Origin of the sequence: Marinifilum sp. (assembly GCF_965230805.1) — a bacterium.
Taxonomy (GTDB): domain Bacteria; phylum Bacteroidota; class Bacteroidia; order Bacteroidales; family Marinifilaceae; genus Marinifilum.
In genome coordinates this window covers 2,924,288-2,949,988 of sequence record NZ_OZ246019.1, presented here as the reverse complement: position 1 = coordinate 2,949,988, position 25,701 = coordinate 2,924,288, and the positions used below count along the sequence as shown (strand labels likewise).

Annotated in this window: 20 protein-coding genes; 4 read left to right on the top strand and 16 right to left on the bottom strand. The window is 35.7% G+C overall.

Annotation, left to right across the window (positions count from 1 at the left end):
* Window positions 1-8 precede the first annotated feature (8 nt).
* Entirely contained in the window at window positions 9-437 is a 429-nt protein-coding gene (locus ACO05S_RS11930) for a hypothetical protein (RefSeq protein WP_421918231.1), read from the bottom strand.
* A 351-nt stretch (window positions 438-788) separates the two neighbouring features.
* Window positions 789-950, bottom strand: coding sequence for a hypothetical protein (locus ACO05S_RS11925; RefSeq protein WP_421918230.1), 162 nt, complete (start codon window positions 948-950; stop codon window positions 789-791).
* Between the two features lie 109 nt (window positions 951-1,059).
* Between ACO05S_RS11925 and folE the strand changes: the two genes are divergently transcribed.
* Window positions 1,060-1,686 carry a GTP cyclohydrolase I FolE gene (folE, locus tag ACO05S_RS11920; protein ID WP_421918229.1) on the top strand — a complete coding sequence of 209 codons (627 nt, stop codon included), beginning with the start codon at window positions 1,060-1,062 and terminating at the stop codon, window positions 1,684-1,686.
* Between the two features lie 162 nt (window positions 1,687-1,848).
* On the top strand, window positions 1,849-2,739 hold the full coding sequence (fabD, locus tag ACO05S_RS11915) for an ACP S-malonyltransferase (protein WP_421918228.1): 891 nt from the start codon (window positions 1,849-1,851) through the stop codon (window positions 2,737-2,739).
* Window positions 2,740-3,135: 396 nt separating this feature from the next.
* On the opposite strand, the gene ACO05S_RS11910 is transcribed toward fabD, so the two are convergent.
* The 6 genes from ACO05S_RS11910 to ACO05S_RS11885 all read right to left on the bottom strand — a co-directional run bounded on the left by ACO05S_RS11910 (window position 3,136) and on the right by ACO05S_RS11885 (window position 15,776).
* Complete coding sequence (locus ACO05S_RS11910; RefSeq protein ID WP_421918227.1) at window positions 3,136-6,111, bottom strand: PEP/pyruvate-binding domain-containing protein; 2,976 nt, start codon at window positions 6,109-6,111, stop codon at window positions 3,136-3,138.
* 243 nt (window positions 6,112-6,354) lie between these two features.
* Window positions 6,355-7,395 (bottom strand): 2-oxoacid:ferredoxin oxidoreductase subunit beta, encoded by a 1,041-nt coding sequence (locus ACO05S_RS11905; protein ID WP_421918226.1) that lies wholly within the window; start codon window positions 7,393-7,395, stop codon window positions 6,355-6,357.
* 2 nt (window positions 7,396-7,397) lie between these two features.
* A complete protein-coding gene (locus tag ACO05S_RS11900; RefSeq protein WP_421918225.1) occupies window positions 7,398-9,242 on the bottom strand; it encodes a 2-oxoacid:acceptor oxidoreductase subunit alpha in 1,845 nt (614 codons plus the stop codon).
* Window positions 9,243-9,700: 458 nt separating this feature from the next.
* Window positions 9,701-10,444, bottom strand: coding sequence for a DUF6261 family protein (locus ACO05S_RS11895; RefSeq protein WP_421918224.1), 744 nt, complete (start codon window positions 10,442-10,444; stop codon window positions 9,701-9,703).
* Between the two features lie 753 nt (window positions 10,445-11,197).
* Window positions 11,198-12,649: a SusD/RagB family nutrient-binding outer membrane lipoprotein gene (locus ACO05S_RS11890; RefSeq protein ID WP_421918223.1), complete on the bottom strand. Its 1,452-nt coding sequence runs from the start codon at window positions 12,647-12,649 to the stop codon at window positions 11,198-11,200.
* A gap of 10 nt (window positions 12,650-12,659) precedes the next feature.
* Entirely contained in the window at window positions 12,660-15,776 is a 3,117-nt protein-coding gene (locus tag ACO05S_RS11885) for a SusC/RagA family TonB-linked outer membrane protein (RefSeq protein WP_421918222.1), read from the bottom strand.
* A 453-nt stretch (window positions 15,777-16,229) separates the two neighbouring features.
* Between ACO05S_RS11885 and ACO05S_RS11880 the strand changes: the two genes are divergently transcribed.
* Window positions 16,230-16,763 (top strand): gamma carbonic anhydrase family protein, encoded by a 534-nt coding sequence (locus tag ACO05S_RS11880; RefSeq protein WP_421918221.1) that lies wholly within the window; start codon window positions 16,230-16,232, stop codon window positions 16,761-16,763.
* A 32-nt stretch (window positions 16,764-16,795) separates the two neighbouring features.
* On the opposite strand, the gene murI is transcribed toward ACO05S_RS11880, so the two are convergent.
* The 8 genes from murI to ACO05S_RS11840 all read right to left on the bottom strand — a co-directional run bounded on the left by murI (window position 16,796) and on the right by ACO05S_RS11840 (window position 24,791).
* On the bottom strand, window positions 16,796-17,623 hold the full coding sequence (gene murI / locus ACO05S_RS11875) for a glutamate racemase (protein ID WP_421918220.1): 828 nt from the start codon (window positions 17,621-17,623) through the stop codon (window positions 16,796-16,798).
* A gap of 82 nt (window positions 17,624-17,705) precedes the next feature.
* The gene (locus ACO05S_RS11870; protein WP_421918219.1) at window positions 17,706-18,221 is read right to left on the bottom strand and encodes an OmpH family outer membrane protein; all 516 of its coding nucleotides are present in this window, start codon (window positions 18,219-18,221) and stop codon (window positions 17,706-17,708) included.
* A gap of 29 nt (window positions 18,222-18,250) precedes the next feature.
* A complete protein-coding gene (locus ACO05S_RS11865; RefSeq protein ID WP_421918218.1) occupies window positions 18,251-18,772 on the bottom strand; it encodes an OmpH family outer membrane protein in 522 nt (173 codons plus the stop codon).
* A 171-nt stretch (window positions 18,773-18,943) separates the two neighbouring features.
* Entirely contained in the window at window positions 18,944-21,457 is a 2,514-nt protein-coding gene (gene bamA, locus ACO05S_RS11860) for an outer membrane protein assembly factor BamA (protein ID WP_421918217.1), read from the bottom strand.
* A 24-nt stretch (window positions 21,458-21,481) separates the two neighbouring features.
* Complete coding sequence (locus ACO05S_RS11855; RefSeq protein ID WP_421918216.1) at window positions 21,482-22,228, bottom strand: isoprenyl transferase; 747 nt, start codon at window positions 22,226-22,228, stop codon at window positions 21,482-21,484.
* Between the two features lie 3 nt (window positions 22,229-22,231).
* Entirely contained in the window at window positions 22,232-22,897 is a 666-nt protein-coding gene (locus ACO05S_RS11850; RefSeq protein WP_421918215.1) for a DUF6089 family protein, read from the bottom strand.
* Between the two features lie 208 nt (window positions 22,898-23,105).
* Window positions 23,106-23,990, bottom strand: a complete 885-nt coding sequence (locus tag ACO05S_RS11845; RefSeq protein WP_421918214.1) for an NAD kinase — start codon at window positions 23,988-23,990, stop codon at window positions 23,106-23,108.
* 135 nt (window positions 23,991-24,125) lie between these two features.
* Entirely contained in the window at window positions 24,126-24,791 is a 666-nt protein-coding gene (locus tag ACO05S_RS11840) for a CBS domain-containing protein (RefSeq protein ID WP_421918213.1), read from the bottom strand.
* 107 nt (window positions 24,792-24,898) lie between these two features.
* Here ACO05S_RS11840 and ACO05S_RS11835 point away from each other — a divergent pair, with 107 nt between their 5' ends.
* Window positions 24,899-25,612, top strand: a complete 714-nt coding sequence (locus ACO05S_RS11835) for a pyridoxine 5'-phosphate synthase (protein WP_421918212.1) — start codon at window positions 24,899-24,901, stop codon at window positions 25,610-25,612.
* Window positions 25,613-25,701: the final 89 nt, after the last annotated feature.

Sequence of the window (25,701 nt, the reverse complement as noted above, 5' to 3'; positions counted from 1 at the left end):
ACGAATTTTCACAGGTGCGATTCTTTAAAAAGCAGGTCTATGGTTTTATTCACTGCATTTGCCATTGATTCGTTTGGTGCAATTGCATTTTGTACATTTTCAATCCAATCGATAACATAGAAAAGTTGAAGCAATCTTACTGATTCTTTTTGACAGACATAAAGCATATTGGCTCCTTCCCTGCTCATTACCTCAGGATAATTTTTTGCATAGGAATTTGCAATAAGATTAAGCTGGTTGGGAATGGCATTACAAGTAATACCACTTACCTTTCGAATATCTGCTAAGACTTCCGGAATCGGACTTTCATTTTCTAAAATCTCATTTTTAAAAGGCAATTCATTTTGGTTTCTCAGGCCAAGATCGAATACCGATGCAAACTGATTTACTGCTGCTATACCTATATCACCAAAGTAATCATCAATAATGCAAACCATCTGATCTTTTTTAGTTTGATCTTTTAATGAATAGAACTGACCAAATTGGATTACCAGATCGTAGTTTTTATTGGCTATTGCCTTTGTAAAAACGTAAGTAACGTGAGTTCAACGTAAAATTCTATCCACAGAAAGTTATATTTGCGATAGATTTGGAAAGAATAGCGGGCTATTTTGAGGAATTTTTAATGTGAAGATGTCGTAAAGAGAACTTTCCATTATGTGTTTGCCTGCTTTCGGCATAAATTTCCTCAAATCTTCTTGAAATATCCCGATATTCCTTCGAAAATTTGAGAAAATTTCTACTCAAAATCAGTGCAAACTGTGAACGAATTTTACCTCGAACTCACGTTAAGTAGATATACTTCCCCCATATCCCGTGATTAAAATATCCAATGATTGATCCTGATATGTAAAGCGAGCATAATTATGACCTAAATTTTCTTCCAATTCAAGTTGGGAAATAAAATTTTTGAGCACATCAAAAGTCTCTGTAACGATTAAAATATCCATAAATGCAAGGACTTAGCTTAAACAAAGCTCCAAAAAGTTTGTTATAAAGGTGAAATTATTACTTAATTTGCATTGCAATACAACGACTTATTAACAACAATAATAACGAATGGAATTTTCAATAAACGGAGAAGAAGAAAAAGGATTCACAAAAATAGAAAAATACAATCAGGAAACTACAGAAGAACTGATGTATCATTATAAAAAGATTTTAGAATTACTGGGTGAAGATGTGGCAAGGGAAGGACTTGAAAAAACCCCTTTACGTGTTGCCAAAGCCATGCAATTCCTAAGTCAGGGATATCATATCAAACCCGAAGATATTTTACGATCGGCCATGTTTAAGGAAGACTACAAACAAATGGTGATTGTAAAAGATATCGAGGTGTACTCGATGTGCGAACATCATATGCTTCCAATTATTGGTAGAGCTCATGTGGCATACATTCCCAACGGACACATTACCGGTTTGAGCAAAATTGCAAGAGTTGTTGATGCTTTTGCCCGCCGATTGCAAGTGCAAGAACGTTTGACCATGCAAATTAAAGATTGCATTCAGAATACACTTAATCCTTTAGGTGTAGCTGTGGTAATAGAAGCTCAACATTTGTGCATGTCGATGCGTGGTGTTCAAAAACAAAATTCCATTACCACAACATCCGATTTTACAGGAGCATTCGAGAGCCTAGCCACTCGTGAAGAATTTATTCGATTAATTTCGACAAAAAACATTTAGAATTTTATTACCTCATGGGTTGCAAACCATTCATCCAACAGCATACTAAAATGTAAAATTGCAGATTGCGAACGGATTAGATATCTTTGTGCCCGAATAATTCAAAACTTACCATGATGATCTGTCAAAAAAAATGATGGATCGTTTTAATTGAGAATGAATATGAAAGCATATGTATTTCCGGGACAAGGTGCCCAATTTGTAGGTATGGGTAAAGACCTGTACGAAAATTCGGAACTTGCCAAGGAACTTTTCGAAAAAGCTAACGAAATTCTTGGTTTCCGTATTACTGATTTAATGTTTGAAGGAACCGACGAAGATTTAAGACAAACCAAAGTGACTCAACCTGCAATCTTCTTGCACTCTGTAATTTTAGCAAAAACTCTTGGCGAAGATTTTAAACCTGAAATGGTAGCGGGTCACTCATTGGGTGAATTCTCTGCTTTGGTAGCAAACGAAACTCTTTCTTTCGAAGATGGTTTGAAATTGGTTTCGCAACGTGCTATGGCAATGCAAAAAGCTTGCGAAATTGAACCTTCAACCATGGCTGCAATTATTGGTTTAGATGATGAGACTGTTGAAAAAGTTTGTGCTGAAATTGATGAAATAGTTGTTCCTGCAAACTTTAACTGCCCAGGCCAATTGGTAATTTCGGGTAGCATGAAAGGTATAGAAATTGCTTGCGAAAAATTGAAAGAATCTGGTGCTAAAAGAGCTTTACCATTAAAAGTAGGTGGTGCATTCCATTCGCCATTAATGGAACCTGCCCGTGTTGAATTGGAAGAAGCTATCGAGAATACGAATTTTTCTACTCCTGCTTGTCCGGTATACCAAAACGTTAATGCTAAACCTGTTACTGATCCTGCCGAAATCAAGCAAAACCTTGTTGCTCAGTTAACCGCTCCTGTGCGCTTTACTCAAACAATGGTAAATATGATCGAAGATGGCGCTTCTTCGTTTACAGAAGTTGGTCCCGGAAAAGTAATTCAAGGATTAGTGAAAAAAGTTGATCGCAAAATGGAAACAGCTGGTATCGATTCATATCAGGGATAATCCATATTAATGATATTTTTAAAGCTGTCCGTTGGGGCAGCTTTTTTTATGCAATCGAGCTCTATAGCCAATGCCGGTTTTATTACAAATGGTATAAAAATTAAGGGATAAGGATTTGCATTTTGCAAGTTAACGTGAGTTCGACGTAAAATTCTATCCACAGAAAGTTATATTTGCGATAGATTTGCATTAAAAATTTGGAAAGAATAGCGGGCTATTTTGAGGAATTTTTAATATGAAGATGTCGTAAAGAGAACTTTCCATTATGTGTTTGCCTGCTTTCGGCATAAATTTCCTCAAATCTTCTTGAAATATCCCGATATTCCTTCGAAAATTTGAGAAAATTTCTACTCAAAATCAGATCAAACTGTGAACGAATTTTACCTCGAACTCACGTTACTTAAAACTAATGAGGCTGGTTTGTTTCTTACCATCCATTAAAATTTCTAATGGTTCCTTAAAGCGTACATGCTTAAAATAATTGATTTGTTCCACCTTTTCTTGCTTTTCCAGTATCTCCATGTTCACAAAGTTATACTCCGAATTGCTCTTAATTGAAAAATAACCAACATTCATTGAAGTTACATTGTGGAAGAAATGCGATCCCAAGGATGCATCCAAAGGAAAATCTTCCAAGCCTTGCTCAACAATCACCTTTGCATTGGATATTTGTGACCAAAGCACAGGAATTCCTGTAAACTTATCGCGAGTTCCCCAGCGACCCGGACCAAATAAAACGTACTGACGATCTTGCTCCTTCATTTTTTGGTTCAGGATTTCCATCTCTTCAGCCATTTCTTCGGTTTTGGTTCTATCGAATTTGCTTAAATCCATGTAAATTACATCTCTTACATGCTTCACTTTTCCGTTACCCATTCCTTTATTGGCCAGCATAAGTAGTTTATCTCGATCTATTTTCGACATATCGATATTAACACTCATTTCCTGACGAATTAAAGGCTTTATTTGCAACAAATGAAAAGTTGGATTAGCATCTTTACCTTTCGATAAATCCACCGCAAATTCAATCTCGACCGGAGCACCCATGGCTTGTTTAAAGATATTCAACAACACACTAAGAGCATGAGCAATTGGTACCTGGTTGTATTTTAAAATATTCGCAAAATCAACAACTCTTGGTCCCCGTAGGTTCAAATCCGGTTCCAACCTATCATTCTGGAAATCGTAAACCGAGGCACAATGCAACAAATTGCCATCCTTCTCGGCTTGTGCCAATTCATATTTAATGGTTACTGCATCTTCGCCTTCATTTACAAGATCAATACCCTCTTTTTGCATATCAATGCCATAGAAATATTTTTGCGAATCCTTTATCTGATCTTCGATAGAAGCCAATTGCAATTTTGGATGTTCGGGGCAAAATCTATGAGTTTTTTCTCCACCAACAACATATTTTCCCAAGCCGATGGCGATTACCGCAAAACCATCTTCAGGTTTCATATAAGAAAATGGATAATAGTTGTACGATTGAGCAACACCACTAATATTCGGATAAAACTTACCATTGTATTCCTGACCTACTACCTCCTGAATGATTACAGCCATTTTTTCCTCTTCAATCTTGTAATCTACAGCACTAAAATACGATTGCGCCTCAGGCGTAAAAATGGAAGCATAAATTAGTTTAATCGCTGTTACCAGTTGTTGATATCTAACTTCAATATCCGGATCGTTATTAGGCAATAAATAAGTTGCATAAACTCCTGCAAATGGCTGCATCAACGAGTCTTCAAACAATCCTGATGATCGCACGGCCAATGGCTTATTGATTTCTTCGAGATACTGACGCAGCTTACCGCCTAATTTTTCAGGAATATCTCCTTTAATGAACATTTCTTTTACCTTCTTATAATTTTTATCAAGGTAAATTTTATCGTAAAGATCATTTTTCTCGATAAAGTTATCGTACTCATCAACCCCAATAATAGCTGTTTTAGGAATCGACACATTGATATCCTTAATCAATTTCTTAAAGTAGATATTCTCGATAAAGTTACTCAAGAAGGCTAAACCACGTCCTTTTCCTCCTAATGAACCACGACCCAAACGAACGATGTAATGATTGGAATTAACAATGTTTGGCTTAAAGCGTATGATTCTGCCTCTTAACTGTTTAATTCTTGATGCTTCGAAAACATCCAGACAGAATTTTCTAAGATCTTTTACCGATTTAAAATCTTCAATCTGATACCTTCTTAATTTTTTAGCAATGTTAATTTCGCCACGAGCCATCAACCATGTCGAAATACCATTTCGTTTTGAATGAAAAAGCAAAGATTCATCCGGAATATACTTTAGCTTCTCCTCAAACTCCTCCATCGATTTTGCAACTGCAACACGAGTACCGCTCTGATTTCGGAAAACAAAATCTCCAAACCCCAATTTCGTATAAATGAAATTATAGATATCCAATGCCAAAGTATCACTGTTTTTGTTGATAAAATCAGCATCCACCTGCATGGCTCTAATGGCATTATCGGTATCGTGCGATTGCATTAAACATGGAATTCTCATGTTTTTTGCCTGTACGTATTTGATTAAATCTACACCCGAATCGTCATCCAATTTTCCATTACGGGCAAAACGAACATCAGAAATTACACACAACAGGTTTTCCAGATATTTATCTACAACCTCAACAGCATCTTCAAAGGTACTCACCAAAATCACTTTTGGCCTTGCACGCATTTTTAAGATTTTGTGCAATTCATCAATATCCCCTTCATCCGAAATTACTTTCTGAGTTTGAGTCATTACCGATGTATAAAGCAATGGCAGATAACGCGAATAATATTTTACCGAATCCTCGGCCAATAGAATTACACGAACATCACCACTTTTTGTATCGGTTTCCAAGTTCATTTTATCCTCAATATACTTGGTCATGGCCATAAATATCTTGGTAGAACCATTCCATACAAATACTCTGTCGATATTGTTCTTTATTTTGTCTGCAGCCCGATCGAAATAGGCAAGGTCGCTATTGTTATTCACCAAAACCAAAACAGGAATTACCGGATTTACAGTCTTTATCTGTTGGCTAAGCTCCAGAGGCGACTCCTTATCCAATCCAGCCATTAGAATCACCATATCGTAATGTCGATTTTGAAGTGCTTCTAAAGCTTCCTCGTTAGTTGCCACACTAGTAAAACGAGGTGCAGCATATAAGTTTAACTGAAGATATTCTCCTACAATTTTATCGGAGAACTGACCTTCCCGAACAATTGTATATGCATCGTAATAGGTTGCGATCAACAGAATCTCCTTTACTTTGTAAGGCATCAATTCCTGAAATATATCGCGGTCGTTTTTTTTGCGTTTATAAATCTTCGAAATCGAAATTTCTTCCATATCCGTTAATGTTATTTTAGTGTGTTGTTTGTTTCAGGCAATATTACGTACAAAATACTAATAATATTGCCTAATGTCTTTGTTTACAAGCCTTATTCACAATCTTTTTAATTGTAGCAAATGATTCATAAAATTGAACACTACCCACAATAAAAGATTGGCGAAAATAGTTAAATTTTTCTGTAAATAACAAAGAGGAAACTCATCGCCTCCTCTCTGATATATATACATTTACAACAAAAGCTATTCAACTTCCCATGTATCACCACTGTTCAACAAATCATCCATACACTTAATAGATGATTGTTCTTGAACATACTTGATCTGCTGTACCATTTTTTCTTCGTACGAAAGTGCAGCAACATCACGAATTACACCCAGTGCCACCGGATATTCGGGTGCTGTCATATTAGACAACAACCAGTGCATGTGCGGATCAGGAGTATGAGCATCATGAATTAAAACATCCTGCTCGGTAATACCATGTTCGCCAATGGTAACAACAACCAGTTTACCATTACCTCCCATTACCAATCCTTTGTTCTTTTCTTTTCCAAAAATCATTCTTTCACCGTGTCGAAGAATCAATTGGTAATCTTCTTTGGTATTCTTATCGGTAATTAAAGAATGAGCTCCATCATTATAGATTACACAATTTTGCAGTACCTCAACAATCGAAGTTCCCTTGTGCTTGGTGGCATCAAGGAGAATTTCCGAGCTTAATTTGATATTGGTATCGATAGATCTTGCATAAAACTTTGATTGAGCACCCAAAGCCAACTCAGCAGGATGGAAAGGTTGCTCAACTGTTCCGAAGGGAGAAGTTTTGGTTACCATACCATGCTTTGATGTAGGAGAATACTGACCTTTTGTGAGACCATAAATCTCATTATTAAACAACAAAATGGTCATATCGATATTTCTACGCACAGCATGAATAAAGTGATTACCACCAATTGCCAATGCATCACCATCACCCGAAACCTGTAGAATTTCCAAATTTGGATTTGCTGATTTTGCTCCTGATGCAATTGCTGCTGCCCTCCCATGAATCGAATGAAATCCGTAAGTGTCCATATAATATGGGAAACGAGATGAACAACCAATACCGGAAATTACTGCAAAGTTTTCTTTTGGTTTACCCATTAAAGACATTGCTTTCTGTACCGAGTTTAAAACTCCATGGTCGCCACATCCCGGGCACCACCTTACTTCCTGATCACTCTTAAAATCTTTTGGAGTAAATTTCTCAGGAGCTGATTGTTTTAATAATGTATCTGCCATGATTATTTTTCCTCCAATAATTGGTTAAACGTCTCTTTCAACTCTTTTACAGTAAATGGTAATCCTTGTAATTTATTGTATTGCTGGAATCTGATATCCTGAAAATTACTTCGTAAATATTCAGCAAATTGCCCATCGTTCAATTCACAAACAATAATTTTCCTGTAGCGCTTTAATACCTCTTCGGTATTTTTTGGCAATGGGAAAATATAATTAAATTGAGCCAAGGCAATGCTTTTGTCTTCGGCCTGAAGCTCACGAACTGCAGTGGTAAGATGACCGTAAGTACCACCCCAACCAATTACCAATACATCTGCATGATCATCCCCTTTAACTGGTAGATCCGGAATAAAATTAGCTACTTTTCTAACTCTTTCGGCTCTGATATCTGTCATTACCTGGTGGTTTTCCGGAACATACGAAACCGTACCGGTAACATCCATCTTTTCTAATCCACCAATTCTATGCTCTAAGCCTTTCGTTCCGGGAACGGCCCATTTTCTTGTTAGCTTTTCTTCATCTCTGGCATATGGCATGTAATCGTCGCCCTCTTTTGCCAAAGGAACCGTAATTGGCGAAAGATCTGCCATCTTAGGGATTCTCCATGGTTCTGCACCATTTGCAAGAAAGCCATCAGTTAAAAGAATCACTGGTGTCATATGCTCTAATGCAATTTTACCAGCACGATATGCATATTCAAAACAGTTTGAAGGCGTACTTGCTGCAATCACCGGCATAGGACATTCTCCACTTCTACCGTGAATCGCCTGCATCAAATCTGATTGCTCAGTTTTTGTTGGCAAACCTGTTGATGGTCCTCCACGCTGAACATTTACAATTACCAATGGCAATTCTGTCATCACCGCCAAACCTGCCGCCTCGGTCTTTAATGCCAAGCCTGGACCTGAAGTTGTTGTAACTGCAAAATTACCTGCAAAGCTAGCACCGATTGCAGTACAAATTCCCGCAATCTCATCCTCTGCCTGAAAAGTTTTTACTCCCAGATCTTTACGAGCAGCCAGTTCCTGTAATATTTCGGTTGCAGGAGTAATTGGATACGAACCACAAAATAACTCTAAGCCGGCTTTCTCGGCTGCAGCAATTAGTCCCCAAGCTGTTGCCTTGTTACCTGTAATATTACGATAGGTTCCTTTCTTAATTTTAGCAGGAGCTACACTATAATTATACGCTAATGCCTCAATTGTTTTTGCAAAGTTATAACCAGCACGTAATACCTTTTTGTTACCTTCAACCACCATCGGGTGCTTCTTAAACTTGTTCTGAATAAACTCTTCGGTATGTTCCAACGGGCGATCGAACATCCAGTAAACCATACCTAGTGCAAACATGTTTTTGCTTCGAAGAATACTCTTCTGATCCAGTCCTGAATCTTTCAAACACTCTTTGGTTAAAGAAGTAACTTTAGCCTTAATCAGATTGTAATCCGATAGTTTATCATCTTGCAATGGATCTGCATCGTAACCTGCTTTTTCAAGGTTTCGATCGGTGAAAGTATCCTCGTTCACGATGATTGTTCCACTAGCTTTTACCCATTTCAAATTGGCTTTAAGAGCTGCCGGGTTCATTGCAACCAATACATCTGCATAATCGCCCGGTGTATTCACTTCCTTATGTCCAAAATGCAATTGGAATCCAGATACACCACCTACTGTTCCTTGTGGAGCTCTGATTTCCGCAGGGTAATCCGGGAAAGTAGCTACATCGTTCCCAAATAATGCGGAAGTATCAGAAAACTGGGTTCCCGTAAGCTGCATACCGTCCCCGGAGTCTCCCGAAAATCTAATAACAACTTCTTCCTTTTCAATAACTTTTGTCTTTTGACTCATGACTGTTTCTAATTTAATCTCAGATTAAATCTTTTGTTTTATTAGTTTATTGATGTTGAGAATGATTAAAACAATGAAATTATATTTCATCTATTTGTATTTTTTCAATTTATCAGATGGAAGCAGCAAGATCAAAATAATCATTACAGTGTATGTTTAAATAATTATTTTAATCAGGCTCGTTTCATGTTTTAAAACATGGTAAAGGTAGCGTTTCCCCAATTTTAGACAAGAAAAGGTTTGAAATTTTATATACTTTCTGCAAACGTTTGTATTATAAAAAGTTACAACAAACTTATGTGCAAAAACAGGACTGATTTATAGTTGATTAAGTCTTAATAAGAAGGAAATTTAACTTCGGGATGCAAAAATTCAGAGACCTGACTATAAAAAACCGAAATAAACTCAATTGCTCATTTCGGTTTCTATCCAATAACCATTGTTAATATGATCTTTTATTATAGTTCAGAATCCTCGGATAACTCCTCGTTATTCTTTCGCCTGGTAATTCTTGCCTTGGCAATTGCATTGGCACTTTTTATTTCATCATTAATACCATCAATCAAGTTAAGGTAGGTTTCATCGCCGCTTGAAATATAATTCAACTCAATTGATTGCAGTAAATAAGCAGTGCTCGTTTTAATTTCCTTTCTTGCTTCAATACTTTCACTTGTTGGTTTACTAATTCGTTCATCTCTGCGCTCATTCCATAAGCTAAGAAAAGATTGCTGTGCAGTTTTTAACTCGTTATGCCAATCGGTAAGTTGCAAACTAGCAATGGCAACTTTTGCTTCCTCGTTGGTGTCCAATTCAATAATAAGGTTATCCAGTAATGAACTTTCTTTGGAATAACTTTCGTTGTGAATCAATAATCCATGATTTTCAATAATTCTCCATAGCACACCTGCTGCATTCTGCCATGTTTCGTTGTTTCTTAGTTTGCAAGCCTCCAGATATGCTTTTATGGCCTTAAAACAACTGTCCCTAATATCATCGGCTTCTCTAATAAGCTCGGTTTTTTCACTACCCCTATCAAGCCCAATAGATACTTCAAGTTTTTTAAAAGGAACGCTTAGTTTATCGAGCCACACCTTAAATTTTAAAGGCTCGGTATCCGCTCCCGAAACAATTGCAACAATGGTTTTAATCAGATTGTAAGTTTCGGTGTTGCCAAGGTTTCGGTAATTTATTTTTTCAAACATATGTATAAGTATTTAGTAGGTTATTAGATGAGAATAAAACTATTGTTTAATTTTTAATAAAACAATAGTTTTATCAATAATATTTTATTATTCCATCATACATGTGGTATTTTTTATTACAATTGCCTGAATATTTGCATTTGCGCATTCTTATTTAAGCATTTTCGAATCGATATCCAGTAGTGTCGTACCCCTCAAAAATCGATTGAAATCGATTCCCAATCGGTTTTGCACCCATCTACTGCAAGTGCAATTCTCTTCACCACGAGTTTTGGCCAATCAATTGCAAGTGTATATTTCACCACCAAGCGCAAGTTCATAACAAATGCAAGTGCAAAAATGTGTACCCCGCATCATGGTACTTGTAATTGCAAGCGCATCTGTTACCAATAAGCTTTTGCTGATATAAAATGCACTTGCAATTGAAAGGAGGAATTGTTTGGCAGGTATATTTTAAAAATGCAATTGAAGCAAAGCGGGTAATGGCAGGGATTATAAGAGTTGCACTTATTATGGATTTGTAGGTGGCTAAGGAAATTGCAAATATTTAGTTTGTTTCGGTCTGTTTTAAATAACGTGAGTTCACTTCATGTATGAGTTCTCTTCATGGCCTTCTATATGTGAGTACTTTATGCTTGATGATGAGTTTCTATAGTTTTTAGGAGGATCTGAAATATTCAATAGGTTCTGATTAAAGTGCATAAAAAAAGAGGGAATCCATTTTAGGACACCCTCCTCATCTATTATTGAATTTTATTTATCAAACCACATGCTTTCCCACATTTTAGGAAGAACCTTTGGCCCGTTTTTATTACCGCTTAACTCATTATTTGGATAATCCCATCTTCTAGCAATTTCACCATCAGGTGCATCCGCCCCATTAGGGGTTGATAGGTTAGGAATCTCAGATCCTTTGGCTCCACTTCTTCTCATTTGAACCCAAGCTTCAAGAGGACGATCCTGTAAGTCGACATATTGCTGAACTCTCAATACATTCAATGGATTAGTTACCGATTTAAGGTCAAGTTCAGGCTTAGCAACAAAAGTATCAATATCAGATTGATCAACTCCATAATAACTCAATGCCTCTTGTAATCCTTCTTTGAAGTACTTGTCAGCCTCAACCAAATTCGCACTCATACCTAAGCCTCTTGCATAAGTTTCAGCAATTAAGAACTTTATTTCATGACTACTTAAAATTAAGTCAGGAGCATCTGCTCTTAATATTGTTCCTACTCTAATTAGTGAATGAGTATCGTCAGCCTCAGTTGCTGTTTCTACTCCTTTGTAATAGTCATCTCCAACAACAGCTTCTTTTCCTGGAGCAAAATAAATTGGTATCCTTGGATCATCCAATGGCTTCATCATATCATCAAGAATGATAGTATTAGCAAAAATCCAAGTATTCTGACCTCCATTATACTTCTCAAATAAACGGTACTTTGGATTCTTATGCCCGGACTCATCATAGTATGGGAATTCAACATTATCACTTGATGTAAGCAAATCTTCTTTTACTAATTGAGCAATTAAATCAGCCTTTGTTGGATCTGCATCAACCATTACCATAGCAATTTTGTACTTCATGGAATTAGCAAGCTTTTTCCACTTATTCAAATCCCCGCTAAAAAAAGCATCTTCTAAGGTAATTTTAATATTATTTGATTCATCAATTTGATTAATAGCTTCATCAAGCATCGCAATTAAATTATTTAATATGGATTCCTGAGTATCAAATTTTGGATAATTTTCTTCTGTCCATGCTTGTTCGAATGGAACATCGCCCCAAATCATAGTACACTCATAAAACATAGATGCAAAAGCGATCTTACACTGTGCAGCAATATTTGAGTCACCATTCTCTTCAGCTATTTTTATAGCTTCCTTCAAATTTGCACCTGAAGTAGCATAGTACATTTTCCAAGCATTCCCTGTTGAATAGGGTGAAATATCATATCTATCCTCAGCATATCCCCAACCAAATGAACCTCCAGATGCAGCAGTTTGGTTCATTAACTCAATTGGTAAGTAAGAGTCTCCTCCTGTTCTATTGCCACTCCAGGAGGTTATTGCATATCCAAATAAAAATTGTGGTTCTACTTCATTAACCGAATTTGGACTTTGATTGATATCTAGCCATGAATCACAACCACTCAGAGATAACAGAGCAATTAATGCAATTCCTATATTTTTAATTATTCTCATTTTTTACTTTTTAGAAGTTTAACTTAACATTAAATCCATAACTACGAGACATTGGTACACTATTAAACTCTACACCTCCACCTATTGCTGCAGGTCCAAAAAAGTTTAATTCAGGATCAATATGAGGAACATTATCAATAATATTCCATAAATTTCTACCTTCAATACCAATTGAGAGCCCTTTAATATATCCATTTTTAGGTAAAAATTTCTGAGGAACTCTATAAGATAGACTAACTTCTCTTAGTTTCATATAGGTAGCATCAAATACACTTCCTTCAGTATTACTAATGGAACTAATATGTTCCCAATATTTCTGCATACTTTCAACTGGAGTTGTATTTTCAACATAGGTCACATTGTCTCCATTTATGATTTCATTTACACCTTTATCAGTAATAGGAGTATTTCTATTAGCCAAAGTTTCTTCAACAAGACCTGCTGATCTTAATGCCGCCACTGTTCCAGAGAACATTTTACCTCCTTGTCTCCAATCAATAACAGCATTAAATGTAAAGTTTCCGAATCTAATATTGTTTACGATTCCCAAAGTAAAGTCAGGATCAATTTTGCCTAAGTGTTTTTGCGGCTCAATCTCTCTTAATCCAGTTTCATCATTGATGATTATATCGCCATTATCGTTACGCTTCCAAGCAGTACCATATAATCCCATTGCTTTTTCAGGTTCAGCTTGAATTTGCAAACCAGACCAGCCACTTGTTAGTGCGTAAAGCTTTAATTCATCTGTTAATTCTTCGACAGTGTTTTTATTGCTTCCAAATGCAAATCTTGCATTCCACTCAAATTTATCAGTCTGAATAGGAGTAATAGCTAGTTCTATCTCAATACCTTCGTTTCTCACTAGACCTGCATTAATTTTCTTAGCAAAGAATCCAGTTGACAAAGGCACGTCAATACCAATAATCTGATCTTCAGTATCAATTCTATAATAAGTAGCGTCTAGTGTAATCCTACTATTAAAGAATCTCAAATCAACACCTGCTTCATATGAAACCTGATTTTGAGGTTTCAGATCAGCATTAGGTAAGGTTCTTGGAATAGTAAACCCGCTAATTCCAGCATGCGGGAAAGTTCCACCTGCACCATATTGACTAAACCATGTACTTCTAGAGTTATATTCAAAATCTAATTGATATGGATCCTCATCACTACCAACGTTTGCCCAGTTTAATCGAACTTTACCAAGATTAAACCATGCAGGTAATGAAATATTCTTAGAAAAAAGATAACTAAAACTTACTGAAGGATAAAAGTATGAGTTATTACCATCAGGTAAGGTACTGGAAAAATCATTACGCCCAGTGATTGTAAGATATAACATGTCTTGGTAATCAAAACTCACCTCTCCAAATATACCATGTATTCTCTTTTTGGAGTAATAGTTAGAAGGAACATGTGTTTTTGCATTTGTCCAAGTGTATAAACCTGGAGCTGTCAATTCTCCTGCTGAAACGCTTTTACGGTCATATTCATTTTGATAAATATTATGCCCAACTATAGCATTCACAGTAAGATCTTCAGTAAAATCTTTACTTGCAGTAATAATAAAATCATTATTTATTACACGTGTACGATATACATCCGTATTCCATTTGCCTTGAATTTCACCAATTGTACCAACTGAATAAATGGTTTTTCTTTCTGATGTTGAAAAATCAATACCTGTTTGGTTCTTAATTGTTAACCATGAAGTAGGTTTCACAGTGATCGATCCAGATCCAAAAAATCTTTCATTATCCGAAGAAATTTTGTTATTATCCAGAATAAAATACGGATTATTTGTTTTGCCATCTCCATCCCATGAATTTTGATTGCCAAATTCATCATAAGCATCTCTTCTCAACTTATGAATATCCGTAGTTCTCGGCATTGTAATCATACTACTAACCACAATATTAGGGTCATTTGATCCCTGAGCAGACAACCCCTCACGAACACCTCTACTATAAGTACCATTAGCGCGTACACTAATCCAGTCATTCAAATTCCTTCCAACATTAAAAGCAATATCATTTTTCTTAAACTCACTTTGAGGTACAATACCTTTTTGTGTAGTATTTGTGTAACTTATTCTAAAATCACTATTTTCATCACCACCACTCATGTCAAAGTTATGAATGAAAGTGTGCCCTGTCTTAAAAAAATCCTCAACATTATCAGGATAAGCCTGAAGTTTGACATCATCACCTAAAAAATCTTTAAAGGTCTGATCTTGAACATCACTAATTTTTGGTCCCCAACCGTTAAAATTCTTCAAATAATATTCACCATCTAATCCTTGTGCATATTGATTTTGATAATCAGGCAGTTTGGCAACTTCGTCAAAGCGCATACTTGTGTTATAACTTAAGTTTACCTTACCCTTCTTACCTTTTTTAGTAGTGATGATTATTGCACCATTTTTCGCTCTTGCTCCATATAATGCGGTTGCGGCTGCTCCTTTTAATACGTTAAGAGACTCCACATCCATGGAGTTAATATCTGCAGCAGCATTACCATAATCAACAGATCCCTCTATACCATTTCCATAGTATTTATTATTGATTGGCATTCCGTCTACAACGAAAAGTGGCTGATTATTACCTCCAAGAGATGTTGCCCCACGGATAATAATTTTACTGGATCCTCCAACACTTCCTGACTGTTGAGTAATACGAACACCTGACACTTTCCCAGCCATACTACTTACAATATTTGGATCTTTTGCATTAGTTAATGACTCTCCATCAACTTTACTTACTGCATAACCTAAGGATTTTTCCTGACGGCTAATCCCAATTGCAGTAACAACAACCTCATCTACACCAATAGATTCAGTTTCCATCACTACATTAATTGTAGAAGATGTGATTTCAATTTCTTGCATATGCATTCCTACAAAAGAAAAAACAAGAAATTTACCATCCTTAGGAACATTTAACGAATATTTTCCATCGAAGTCGGTTGTGGTACCGATGGTAGTACCTTTAACAGTTACGGAAACTCCAGGAATCGACAGCCCATCATCGGCTGAGGTAACCACCCCTGAAACTTCTCGACTTTGGGCTAGAACACCCTGCAACCCTACAAAAAATAGGATTAGCATCGAAACTAAACTTTTTTTCATAAACTTTTAGTTAGTGGTTAATTATTAATTAATACACATTTATATATGCACTCCGAAATCCAATTTTCCCTATCGAGATCTCGGAAAGAATATTCCCCTTTAGAACTTTCTTAAATTGTAGTTGAATCAAGAATGTACCCCTAATTCCAATGATCCAACTAGTCAAATTTTAACACCCCTTATTAAATCTGACCTGTCAAAAGTGTGAAAAATTCTTAAAAAAACAAACCTCTTTTAACGTAAACCTTTTAAATCGAGATAAAAACGGTATTTATTACTTACAATCTATTACTTATTGCTGGAGTTTAACTGCCATATCAAAACAAAACTATTTGATTGATATTCAAAATATTCAACGCCATCGTTTGCGTAACTTTTTTTACAACATATTGCTTTGCACAGCTACAGATTAATTTTTAACTATCTTTGTATTTATAATCAAACTAAATAAGAATGGCTATTATTAGAGATTTGAATGGCAAAACACCAAAATTGGGTAAAAATTGTTTTCTAGCTGAGAACGCAGCTATCATTGGTGATATCGAAATGGGAAATGATTGCAGTATTTGGTATAGTGCAGTTCTTCGTGGTGATGTCCACTACATTAAACTTGGAAATAATGTAAACGTTCAGGATAATGCAACAATACACGCGACATATAAAAAATCGCCTACCAATATAGGAAATAATGTTTCAATAGCTCACAATGCTGTGGTACATGGTTGCACCATTAAAGACAATGTACTAATTGGAATGGGAGCAGTAATATTGGATGATGCAGTAATTGAAAGTAATTCTATTGTTGCTGCTGGATCTGTCGTAACTAAAGGAACTCGTGTTGAGTCGGGAAGTGTTTATGCAGGATCACCAGCTAAAAAAATCAAAGAAATTAGTCCTGATTTGCTTGAGGGGGAAATCAACCGAATTGCTAACAGCTATGCCATGTATGCAAGTTGGTATCAAACTGATGAAGAATCGGTAAAATAATCTTTTTAGCCTTTGCATAAGCAGAGGCTTTTTTAATAGTCGAGATGTTTAGCTCTTAATTCTTTGTTTAAGAATCGACTTGCTTTATCTTCAAAACTATCAACAAATTCAGTAGTGTAAAATTCTCGATCGCCATTTTTAGTGCATCTCATATCCATTTCGGGATGTCTTCTTAAGTAATCTTTTAAGCTCTTTGCTACGATCTCTCCTTGCGAAATCAAATTGATACCCAAGGGTATATATTTCCTTATCTCATCCAGTAAAATTGGATAATGCGTACATCCTAAAATAATTGTATCGATTTTTGGATCCCTTTTTAGTAAATTCTCAATATTCTTTTTTATGAAATGCTGCCCTCCTTCACTCTTAAATTCGTTATTCTCAACCAATGGAACCCACATGGGACAAGATTCCTGAATTACCTTTATTTCCGGGAACAATTTCTTTATCTCCAGAGGGTATGAGTTCGAGCGCACCGTACCCACTGTTCCTAAAACTCCTACATGATTGGTTATTGTTAACATGCCTACTTCCTCAACACTGGGTCGGATGACTCCTAACACCCGTTTATTCGCATCAATTTTAGGTAAGTCGCACTGCTGTATAGTGCGAAGAGCTTTGGCCGAAGCTGTGTTACATGCCAGAATTACCAATTCACAATTCATTGAGAACAGCTGCTCAACTGCTTGTAAGGTATAGTCATAAACTACATCATATGATCTGGTTCCATAAGGACTTCGAGCATTATCCCCTAAATAAATGAAATCATACTCAGGCAATTGCTTTAAAAATTCATTCAAGATGGTTAAACCGCCATAACCAGAATCGAAAACACCAATAGCTCTTTTTTTATTACTCATACTAAATATTAACCTATAGGGCATAAAATTAAAAAAGGCGGTATTTTGATACCACCTTTACTCAATAATATCGAAAAAAAGATTACTGTAGCCCAAGTTTTGCTTTGACCAATGGCATTACATCAATACTGCTATCAGCATTAAACAAAATAACACCTGTACTTGCATCTAAAATATAGGTAAATCCATTTTCAGCACCAACATCTTTAATTGCTTTAGAGGCCTTATCGAAAATAGGTCTTAGCAATTCTGTTTGCTTTTTTTGCAACTCTGTTTGCGCAAAACCATCAAACTCTCTCATACGATTTTGCAAATCCTGAATTTCTTTTTGCTTATTGGCTTTAATTGCTTCCGAGAGGGTGCCCTCATCCTTAACATATGCTTGGAGCAAAGTTTGGTACTCTACATTCATTGCCTTAATTTGATTATCATATTCAGCTGCTTGAGCTTGAATTTGTTTTTGGGCTTCTTCTTTTTCAGGCATTATTGCCAATAATTCATTCGAATTAATATGTCCTAATTTTACTGTCTGTGCAAATAGATTAGCTCCTGTTAAAAGGAAAGTGGCTACTAATGTTACTTTTAAAAATTGTCTCATAGTATACTCAGTTAGTTTTTATTTGATATTTATTTAGTTCTTATACCTAATTTATACAATACTTTATCACTTAAGTCGAACTTTGTATTGCTATATATTATTGTTGGCCCATTAGCACGATCAATAATCATACCATAACTCCCCGACTTAGCTATCTCCTTGATTGCCTCATAGATATCATCTTGGATAGGCTTCATTAATTCCTGTCTTTTTTTATATAATTCTCCATTTCGTCCAAAATATTTTTGCTGCAACTTCTGCACTAATACTTCTTTATCATGGATTGCTTTTTCTCTTTTCTCTCTCATCTCTGTAGAAAGAAAAACCTCATCTGCTCTATATTTGGCATGCAATTCTTTTATTTCAACCGAAATGCCCTCTATCTCATTTTGCCACTGCTTAGATATCTTATCCAGTTGATCTTGAGCATTTTTATAATCAGGCATTTTATTCAAGATATATTCCGTATCTACAAAGCCATATCGTTGCTGAGAATATAAGCCTTCGATACTAAATACCAATAATACAACCAATAAGAATATTTGTTTCATCTGTTTATTATTTTATCTCATTTGTCAGATGGAAGCAACAAGATCAAAATATTTACCCTCTAGGTTTAATAATTATTTTAATCATGCTCGCTTCAAAATAAAACCCTTTAAAATCAACGTCTAAATTAAGCCAAATTAACTGAGTCCCCAACACTCATTTCTTAAAACATGTTAAAATTGTTGACCGATAACAAAATGGAACTGACTACCGTTTTGTCCAGCTTGATTAGCTTCATCAAATCCGTAAGCCCAGTCTATCCCCAACAGTCCAAACATCGGCAAGAAAATTCTTAAACCAACACCAGCAGAACGCTTTAAATTGAACGGTTGATAATCTTCAAAATCGTACCAAGCATTACCTGCCTCTGCAAATGCCAATGCATAAATTGTTGCTGATTGACTCAATGACAATGGATAACGGACTTCTGTAGTAAGTTTAGAATAAATGTTACCACCAAGTCGTCTACCATTAGGCTGAATTGGTGTTAACGAACCATTTTCATATCCTCTTACTCCAATATTATCACTACCATACATGCTATAACCCGACATTCCATCACCACCAACTTCAAATCCTTCAAAAGGAGATCTCTTATCCTTATCGTAGTATCCTAAATATCCAAATTCTGCTCCGGTATAAAGCACCAATTTATCGTTTTTAGGCAGCAAACCACTGTACATTTTTCCCTTAAACACCCATTTGTGATACTCAATCCATTTATACTTTTCGTCATCACTTGCACGAGAATAATCCAGATCTTCAAACAAAGAGTAAGGCGGTGTAAATTTCAAACTCAAAGAGAAAGAAGAACCTCTGCGAGTATATAATGGATTATCAATCGAGCTTCTTGAAAGAGTTGTTGTAAAACTAAAGTTATTTGAAGTTCCGTCTGAAATCAAATAATAAGCCCAGTTCTTTAATCTAAAGTTTTGATAGCTCACTTCATTATATAACGAGAAGTAATCATCAGGCCATTTTAGTCTTCGTGCCAAACCTACACTTGCACCAAATATTTTCTGACTTTGGTCTGTATCTACATTACTAAAACCTGCATAACGCCCATAAGCAGACCTACTAAATCCCGATTGCTGCGAATAGTAAATAGAAGTACTTAAGGAAGTTGGCTTCTTCCCTCCCAACCAAGGTTCTGTAAATGATAAACTATACGAATTATAATAAGAACCATTTGTTTGAGCCCGTATACTTAAGGTTTGGCCATCTCCTGTTGGCAGTGGACTCCAAGCTTCTTTATTAAAAATATTACGAATCGAGAAATTTGAGAATCGTAAACCTACGGTACCAATAATCATACCCGCTCCCCAACCACCTGAAAGTTCAATTTGATCATTGGCTTTCTCGGTCAACTCGTAAGTAATATCAACAGTTCCGCTTTCAGGATGTGGATCGATATCTGGATTAATTGTTTCGGGATCGAAATGTCCCAATTGAGCTAACTCCCGAACTGAACGGATAATATCTGACTTACTAAACAACTCGCCAGGATAAGTATACAACTCTCGACGAGCTACATGCTCGTGAGTTTTTGTATTACCAACAATATTTACACGATCGATAGTTGCTTGCTTTCCTTCAACCATCCTCATTTCAATATTGATGGAGTCTTGGCCGATCACCTTTTCAATTGGATTCACATTAAAAAATAAATATCCCTTATCCAAATACAGATTACTAACAGCATCGTCATCATCTCTCAGTCTTTCTTGCAAATAAGTTTGATTATAAACATCACCCTTTTGGATTTTGAGAACTCGCTTTAAATCAAATGAAGTATAAACGGTATTACCCACCCAGGTAATATCATTAAAGAAATACTGATTACCCTCTTTTAATTTTAAATAAAGATTCACTCGATCTTCGGAAACTTGCTCAACACTGTCAGAAACAATTAAAGCGTCACGGTAACCTTTCTCGTTGTACTTTGTAATCAATCCAAGCTTATCCTCATTCCATTTTTCTTCAATGTATTTTGAAGATTTTAAGAAATTCTTAAAACGTTTCTCTTTAGAAGATTTAATGGCCTTTTTAACTTTGTTATCAGATAGAGCTCCGTTTCCTTCAATAAAAATATTCTTAATTTTTATTTTATTATTTCTATCCATGTTGATATCCAAAATCACACTATTTTCTTGATTAGGATCATCCCGTTGCAGCACATTTACATCAACATTATAGAAACCTTTTTCCTTAAAATAATTTCCAACAATGGTTTTAATGGTGGTTATCACATTATCGGTAACCGTATTACCCTTTCGAAGATTTAACCTTTCCTCCAGCTTGCTAGTCTCACTTTTTGAAGTACCATTATAATTAACTTCGGATAACCTTGGACGCTCTTGGAGGAAAATATTCAGATAGATCTTTTTATCAATTAACTTGCTTGCTGTAATTTTTACATCGGAAAACAATCCTTGCTTGTATAGCTTTTTAACTGCTTTTGTTACTTTTTCACCAGGAACTTCGATCTGCGCACCTGCACGTAATCCCGACATTTGAATAAGAACGTTATTTTCTACGTGTCTTGTTCCAGATACAGTTACTCCTCCTAATTCATATTTCCTAGGGGAGTTATAATCAATTTTCGGGTTGTAAATCGTATCAGTTTCCTGTGCTAAAGCAGTTAAACTTAAAAATAGAGTTATAATAAAAGTTAATCGTTTAATCATTACTTTACTTATAATGGTTAATTCTTAATTATCGGTTAATTGTTCACTTATTTTACCAAACCTGCGTTCTCTGATTTGATAATTATACAGAGCCTTGTATAATTCATCCTTGGTAAAATCCGGCCAAAAAAGCTCGGTAAAATACAGTTCGGTATAAGCGAGTTGCCACAGCAAAAAATTGCTAATTCTTGTTTCGCCACTGGTTCTGATCATCAATTCAGGGTCAGGAATACCTGCAGTTGCCAAATGATTTTCAAAAATAGAATCATCAATATCATCGACAGATAATTGTTGGTTCTCAACTTTATCAGCTATCTCTTTTACAGCATTAACTATCTCCCATCTCGAGCTATAGCTCAAAGCTAACACTAATGTTAATCCAGTATTTGCAGCTGTAGTATCAATGGTTCCATTTAATTTATCCTTTACCTCATTAGGCAAGCTATTCAAATCTCCAATTGCCATTAATCGAACATTGTTCTTCATTAGAGTTGGAGTCTCGTTTTCCATTGCCTCAACCAAAAGCGACATCAAGCCAAGAACTTCATTCTTGGGACGTTTCCAGTTTTCGGTTGAGAAAGCATAAAGGGTGAGATAAGAAATTCCCAATTCAGCGGCTCCTTCGACAGTTTGTCTTACCGCTTCAACGCCATTCTGATGGCCTACAATTCGGTGCTCACCACGCATTTTTGCCCAGCGACCGTTACCATCCATAATGATTGCCAAATGAGAAGGCAACTTTTCTTTTATAATCTTTTCTTTGAATGACATATATTACTTTACAAGTCGACCGTACGAATGACACTCTTCATTATCAGGAAACAGTTTATAACTAAACATGATTCCAAAGAAGGATGCCCAATCATTATTGTGCATTAAGTTGCTTTCATTAAAATTGTTTGGATCATCCAAATGATCCAGTTTGTCAGTGAATGTTTTTCTAAAACTCCACTCTAAAGCAGCGGTCCATCTTCCTCCCAGATTATATTTTAATCCAGCTCCCATGGGAATTGTTAAGGATGAATCGGTACTGCTTGGTGCAAGGTAACCGATTCCTGCCGTTACATAAGGAATCAACCTTTTCGTTTTTGATTTTGCCGGTGCCCAAAAAGGTTGAAAATTAAATTCTGCCTGAAGAGATAAGTCAACCAAATCGGTATCAAAAGAAGCACCTCTGTTCTGCTGATAATAATTTTTTGCATCGAGATCATCTCCCTTTAAACCAGAAAATATCATACTTGCTCTTAAAGAATACCTTGGATTAAAATTATACCTGTATATTCCGCCAATTGCAACAGAATTTGAATAAAAGTGATAAGTTGGATTAATATCTCCCATATAATAGGCTACACCTCCGTAAAAACCTAACTCTGCTTTGGTTTGCGAATATGCCGTTATATAAGCAACAAAAAAGAGTATCACAAAAATCAGTCTCCGCATAAAAACAAATTTGTTTTTCCCTGGCGAATGTAAAACAAAAGACTTGAATCAACCCAAAAGACTTGCTTAAAAGAGGATGCAGCGTCCCAAATTTCATTCACAAGCTACAAAAGTAACATATAATCTTAAAAATCCTTATTTCAGGGGTAAAATATAATGCTGATAGAGTTAAATTTTGTTAAAATAAAAAAGTCACTCAATTAAATTATTAATTACGTTTATCAACTCCCCACATTAGCTTATTACGCAAGGTTCCGTAAAAACTATGACTCCTTAATTTCAAAACTTTAATTTGAAAATCCGATTTTTTAATTTTAAGTTCATTTGAAGATTCAAATGTACACGATCGAGAATCTAATGAAGCTAAATAGCTATCACTTCTGCCTTCTACGCGCAAGGTAATTTCATGATGATCTGGAACTACAATAGGGCGTACCGTTAAATTATGTGGCGAAATTGGTGAGATAATAAAGTTTTGGGTATTTGGAATTAATATCGGACCTCCAACACTTAAAGAATAAGCTGTTGAACCTGTTGGCGTAGAGATAATTAGTCCGTCTGCCCAATAAGAATTAAGGTATTCATTATTTAAATAGGTATGAATGGTAATCATCGAGGCTGTATCTGTTTTATGCACAGTAAATTCATTCAGTGCATAATTAAATTCCGAAAACAATCCATTTCTCAAAGTCTCCAATTGCAACAAACTTCGTTCTTCAATGGTATAATTTCCTTGAAAAATGCTAGTTAGAGCCTGAGGAATCTCATCTCCTGCAATATCCGCCATAAACCCTAAACGCCCACTATTGATCCCAACTATGGGAATTCCTGCATCTCGAACAAAAGTAACAGCTTCGAGAAATGTTCCATCTCCACCAACCGAGAAAACGAAATCAACATCTTTATCCAGATCTTGATAACCATTAAAGTAATTGTTTACTGGTGGTTTAAAATTAATATCACGAATCAGGAAATCATAGAAAGGCTGATAGATATCTACCTCAACCTGATGCTTAATAAAATCTTCGAACATTAGCTTAAAGCTTTCAGTAAAGCTTTCATTAAAAAGCTTACCAAATAGAGCAATCTTCATCTTATTATTGTTTGTTTAGTTGATTTATTACCATTACATGATTTCATGTAACTACATAAAATCACACCTAATCTGCAAAGACAAATATAAAAGTTTCCCTTATTTCTGAAACTCCATCTTTAAAAGATCTGGAAATTAAATATTCAAAAACCTCATGAATGAGTTGTAGCGATCTTCAAGCACATCCTTAATATCATCTTCACGTACATAAGTGGTCTTAATTGTATAATCGTAACGCAAGAATGTCTGAATTATTGAGGTAATATTACTACGATTTATCTTTAGGGTGAGTTCAATCTTTCTTGAATCAGCAGCAGATTTTACGTACAGACTTAATATTTTAGCATCGTTCCCTTCTACAATTTGAGAAATTTCACTAAGTGAATAATCCACCGAGTTTAGATCAAGCACTATAATTCCTCCTGGTTCGCGAACAGAATAAATTCTTTCTATGTACTGCATTAGATCGTTTAAGGTTATTAAACCTACATAGGTTTTTTCATCTTCCAATACAGGGATCACAGTAAGCTTTAATCTCGAAATTATTTCAATCACATCGTAGATGTGCTGACTTTCCATTACATAAGGACTAAACAAGGATAGCTTTTGCTTTCCGATTGGCTCTTCGGCCTGATTTAAGTCATATATATCATTATCTGATATTAACCCTAAAAACTCATCTCCTTTTACAATTGGTAAATGTGAAACACGAAAAATCTCCATCCAGTTCAATGCCTGAATTCCAGTATCAGCCTCCCTTAAAACAGGAACCAAGTCAGAAATTAAATCTTTTGCGATCATACATAGTTTTTCTAGGAATTACTTATATTTTTGCCGATGGGTAGACTTTTTACAAAATCTATTACTGTTTTTACCCGCCATTCCTTTTTATTTAAGACTCTATTAAAATGACTAGATTAAGTGTAAATATAAACAAAATTGCGACATTAAGAAATGCCAGAGGAGGCAACACTCCTAATGTTTGCGAAGCAGCTGTAAACTGCGAAAGATTTGGTGCCGAAGGAATTACTGTTCACCCTCGCCCTGATGAAAGACACATTCGTTACCAAGATGTTAGAGATTTAAAACCTTTGGTAACAACCGAGTTCAATATTGAAGGATACCCTTCGCAAGATTTTATGGAACTGGTTCTTGAAGTAAAACCGGAACAGGTTACTTTGGTCCCCGATCCACCTGAAGCAATCACTTCGAATGCAGGCTGGGATACTGTAAAAAATAAAGATCTATTAATTGATATCATCTCTCGATTTAAAGCTGCCGGGATCAGAACCTCTATTTTTGTAGATACAAATTTGGCGAACATTGAAGGTGCCGTTGCAACTGGAACCAATCGTATTGAGTTGTACACAGAACCTTATGCTACAGAGTACTCAAAGAATAAAGAGGAAGCTGTCCATCCTTTTGTTACTGCAGCAAAAAGAGCTCATGAATTGGGACTCGAAATTAATGCTGGTCATGATTTGAGCCTGGAAAATCTTCAATATTTTTATCAAGAAATTCCAAACCTAGCCGAAGTTTCAATCGGTCATGCCTTAATTTCTGATGCATTGTATTTTGGCTTGGAAAACACCGTACAGATGTACAAAAAGTGTCTGAAATAAATCATTCAAAATATACTTTTTAAAGGGTGCCAGTACGGTACCCTTTCTTTTTACAATCTAAAGATCTGTTATATCTTTATAACTGTTTG

What these genes read in the sequence shown, in the direction of transcription:
- ACO05S_RS11865 (WP_421918218.1), bottom strand. Translation starts at nt 18,772, where the DNA reads ATGAAACAAATATTCTTATTGGTTGTATTATTGGTATTTAGTATCGAA.
- ACO05S_RS11930 (WP_421918231.1), bottom strand. Translation starts at nt 437, where the DNA reads ATGGTTTGCATTATTGATGATTACTTTGGTGATATAGGTATAGCAGCA.
- ACO05S_RS11925 (WP_421918230.1), bottom strand. Translation starts at nt 950, where the DNA reads ATGGATATTTTAATCGTTACAGAGACTTTTGATGTGCTCAAAAATTTT.
- ACO05S_RS11910 (WP_421918227.1), bottom strand. Translation starts at nt 6,111, where the DNA reads ATGGAAGAAATTTCGATTTCGAAGATTTATAAACGCAAAAAAAACGAC.
- ACO05S_RS11835 (WP_421918212.1), top strand. Translation starts at nt 24,899, where the DNA reads ATGACTAGATTAAGTGTAAATATAAACAAAATTGCGACATTAAGAAAT.
- ACO05S_RS11850 (WP_421918215.1), bottom strand. Translation starts at nt 22,897, where the DNA reads ATGCGGAGACTGATTTTTGTGATACTCTTTTTTGTTGCTTATATAACG.
- murI (WP_421918220.1), bottom strand. Translation starts at nt 17,623, where the DNA reads ATGAGTAATAAAAAAAGAGCTATTGGTGTTTTCGATTCTGGTTATGGC.
- ACO05S_RS11840 (WP_421918213.1), bottom strand. Translation starts at nt 24,791, where the DNA reads ATGATCGCAAAAGATTTAATTTCTGACTTGGTTCCTGTTTTAAGGGAG.
- ACO05S_RS11855 (WP_421918216.1), bottom strand. Translation starts at nt 22,228, where the DNA reads ATGTCATTCAAAGAAAAGATTATAAAAGAAAAGTTGCCTTCTCATTTG.
- ACO05S_RS11905 (WP_421918226.1), bottom strand. Translation starts at nt 7,395, where the DNA reads ATGGCAGATACATTATTAAAACAATCAGCTCCTGAGAAATTTACTCCA.
- ACO05S_RS11845 (WP_421918214.1), bottom strand. Translation starts at nt 23,990, where the DNA reads ATGAAGATTGCTCTATTTGGTAAGCTTTTTAATGAAAGCTTTACTGAA.
- ACO05S_RS11895 (WP_421918224.1), bottom strand. Translation starts at nt 10,444, where the DNA reads ATGTTTGAAAAAATAAATTACCGAAACCTTGGCAACACCGAAACTTAC.
- bamA (WP_421918217.1), bottom strand. Translation starts at nt 21,457, where the DNA reads ATGATTAAACGATTAACTTTTATTATAACTCTATTTTTAAGTTTAACT.
- ACO05S_RS11900 (WP_421918225.1), bottom strand. Translation starts at nt 9,242, where the DNA reads ATGAGTCAAAAGACAAAAGTTATTGAAAAGGAAGAAGTTGTTATTAGA.
- ACO05S_RS11890 (WP_421918223.1), bottom strand. Translation starts at nt 12,649, where the DNA reads ATGAGAATAATTAAAAATATAGGAATTGCATTAATTGCTCTGTTATCT.
- fabD (WP_421918228.1), top strand. Translation starts at nt 1,849, where the DNA reads ATGAAAGCATATGTATTTCCGGGACAAGGTGCCCAATTTGTAGGTATG.
- ACO05S_RS11880 (WP_421918221.1), top strand. Translation starts at nt 16,230, where the DNA reads ATGGCTATTATTAGAGATTTGAATGGCAAAACACCAAAATTGGGTAAA.
- ACO05S_RS11870 (WP_421918219.1), bottom strand. Translation starts at nt 18,221, where the DNA reads ATGAGACAATTTTTAAAAGTAACATTAGTAGCCACTTTCCTTTTAACA.
- folE (WP_421918229.1), top strand. Translation starts at nt 1,060, where the DNA reads ATGGAATTTTCAATAAACGGAGAAGAAGAAAAAGGATTCACAAAAATA.
- ACO05S_RS11885 (WP_421918222.1), bottom strand. Translation starts at nt 15,776, where the DNA reads ATGAAAAAAAGTTTAGTTTCGATGCTAATCCTATTTTTTGTAGGGTTG.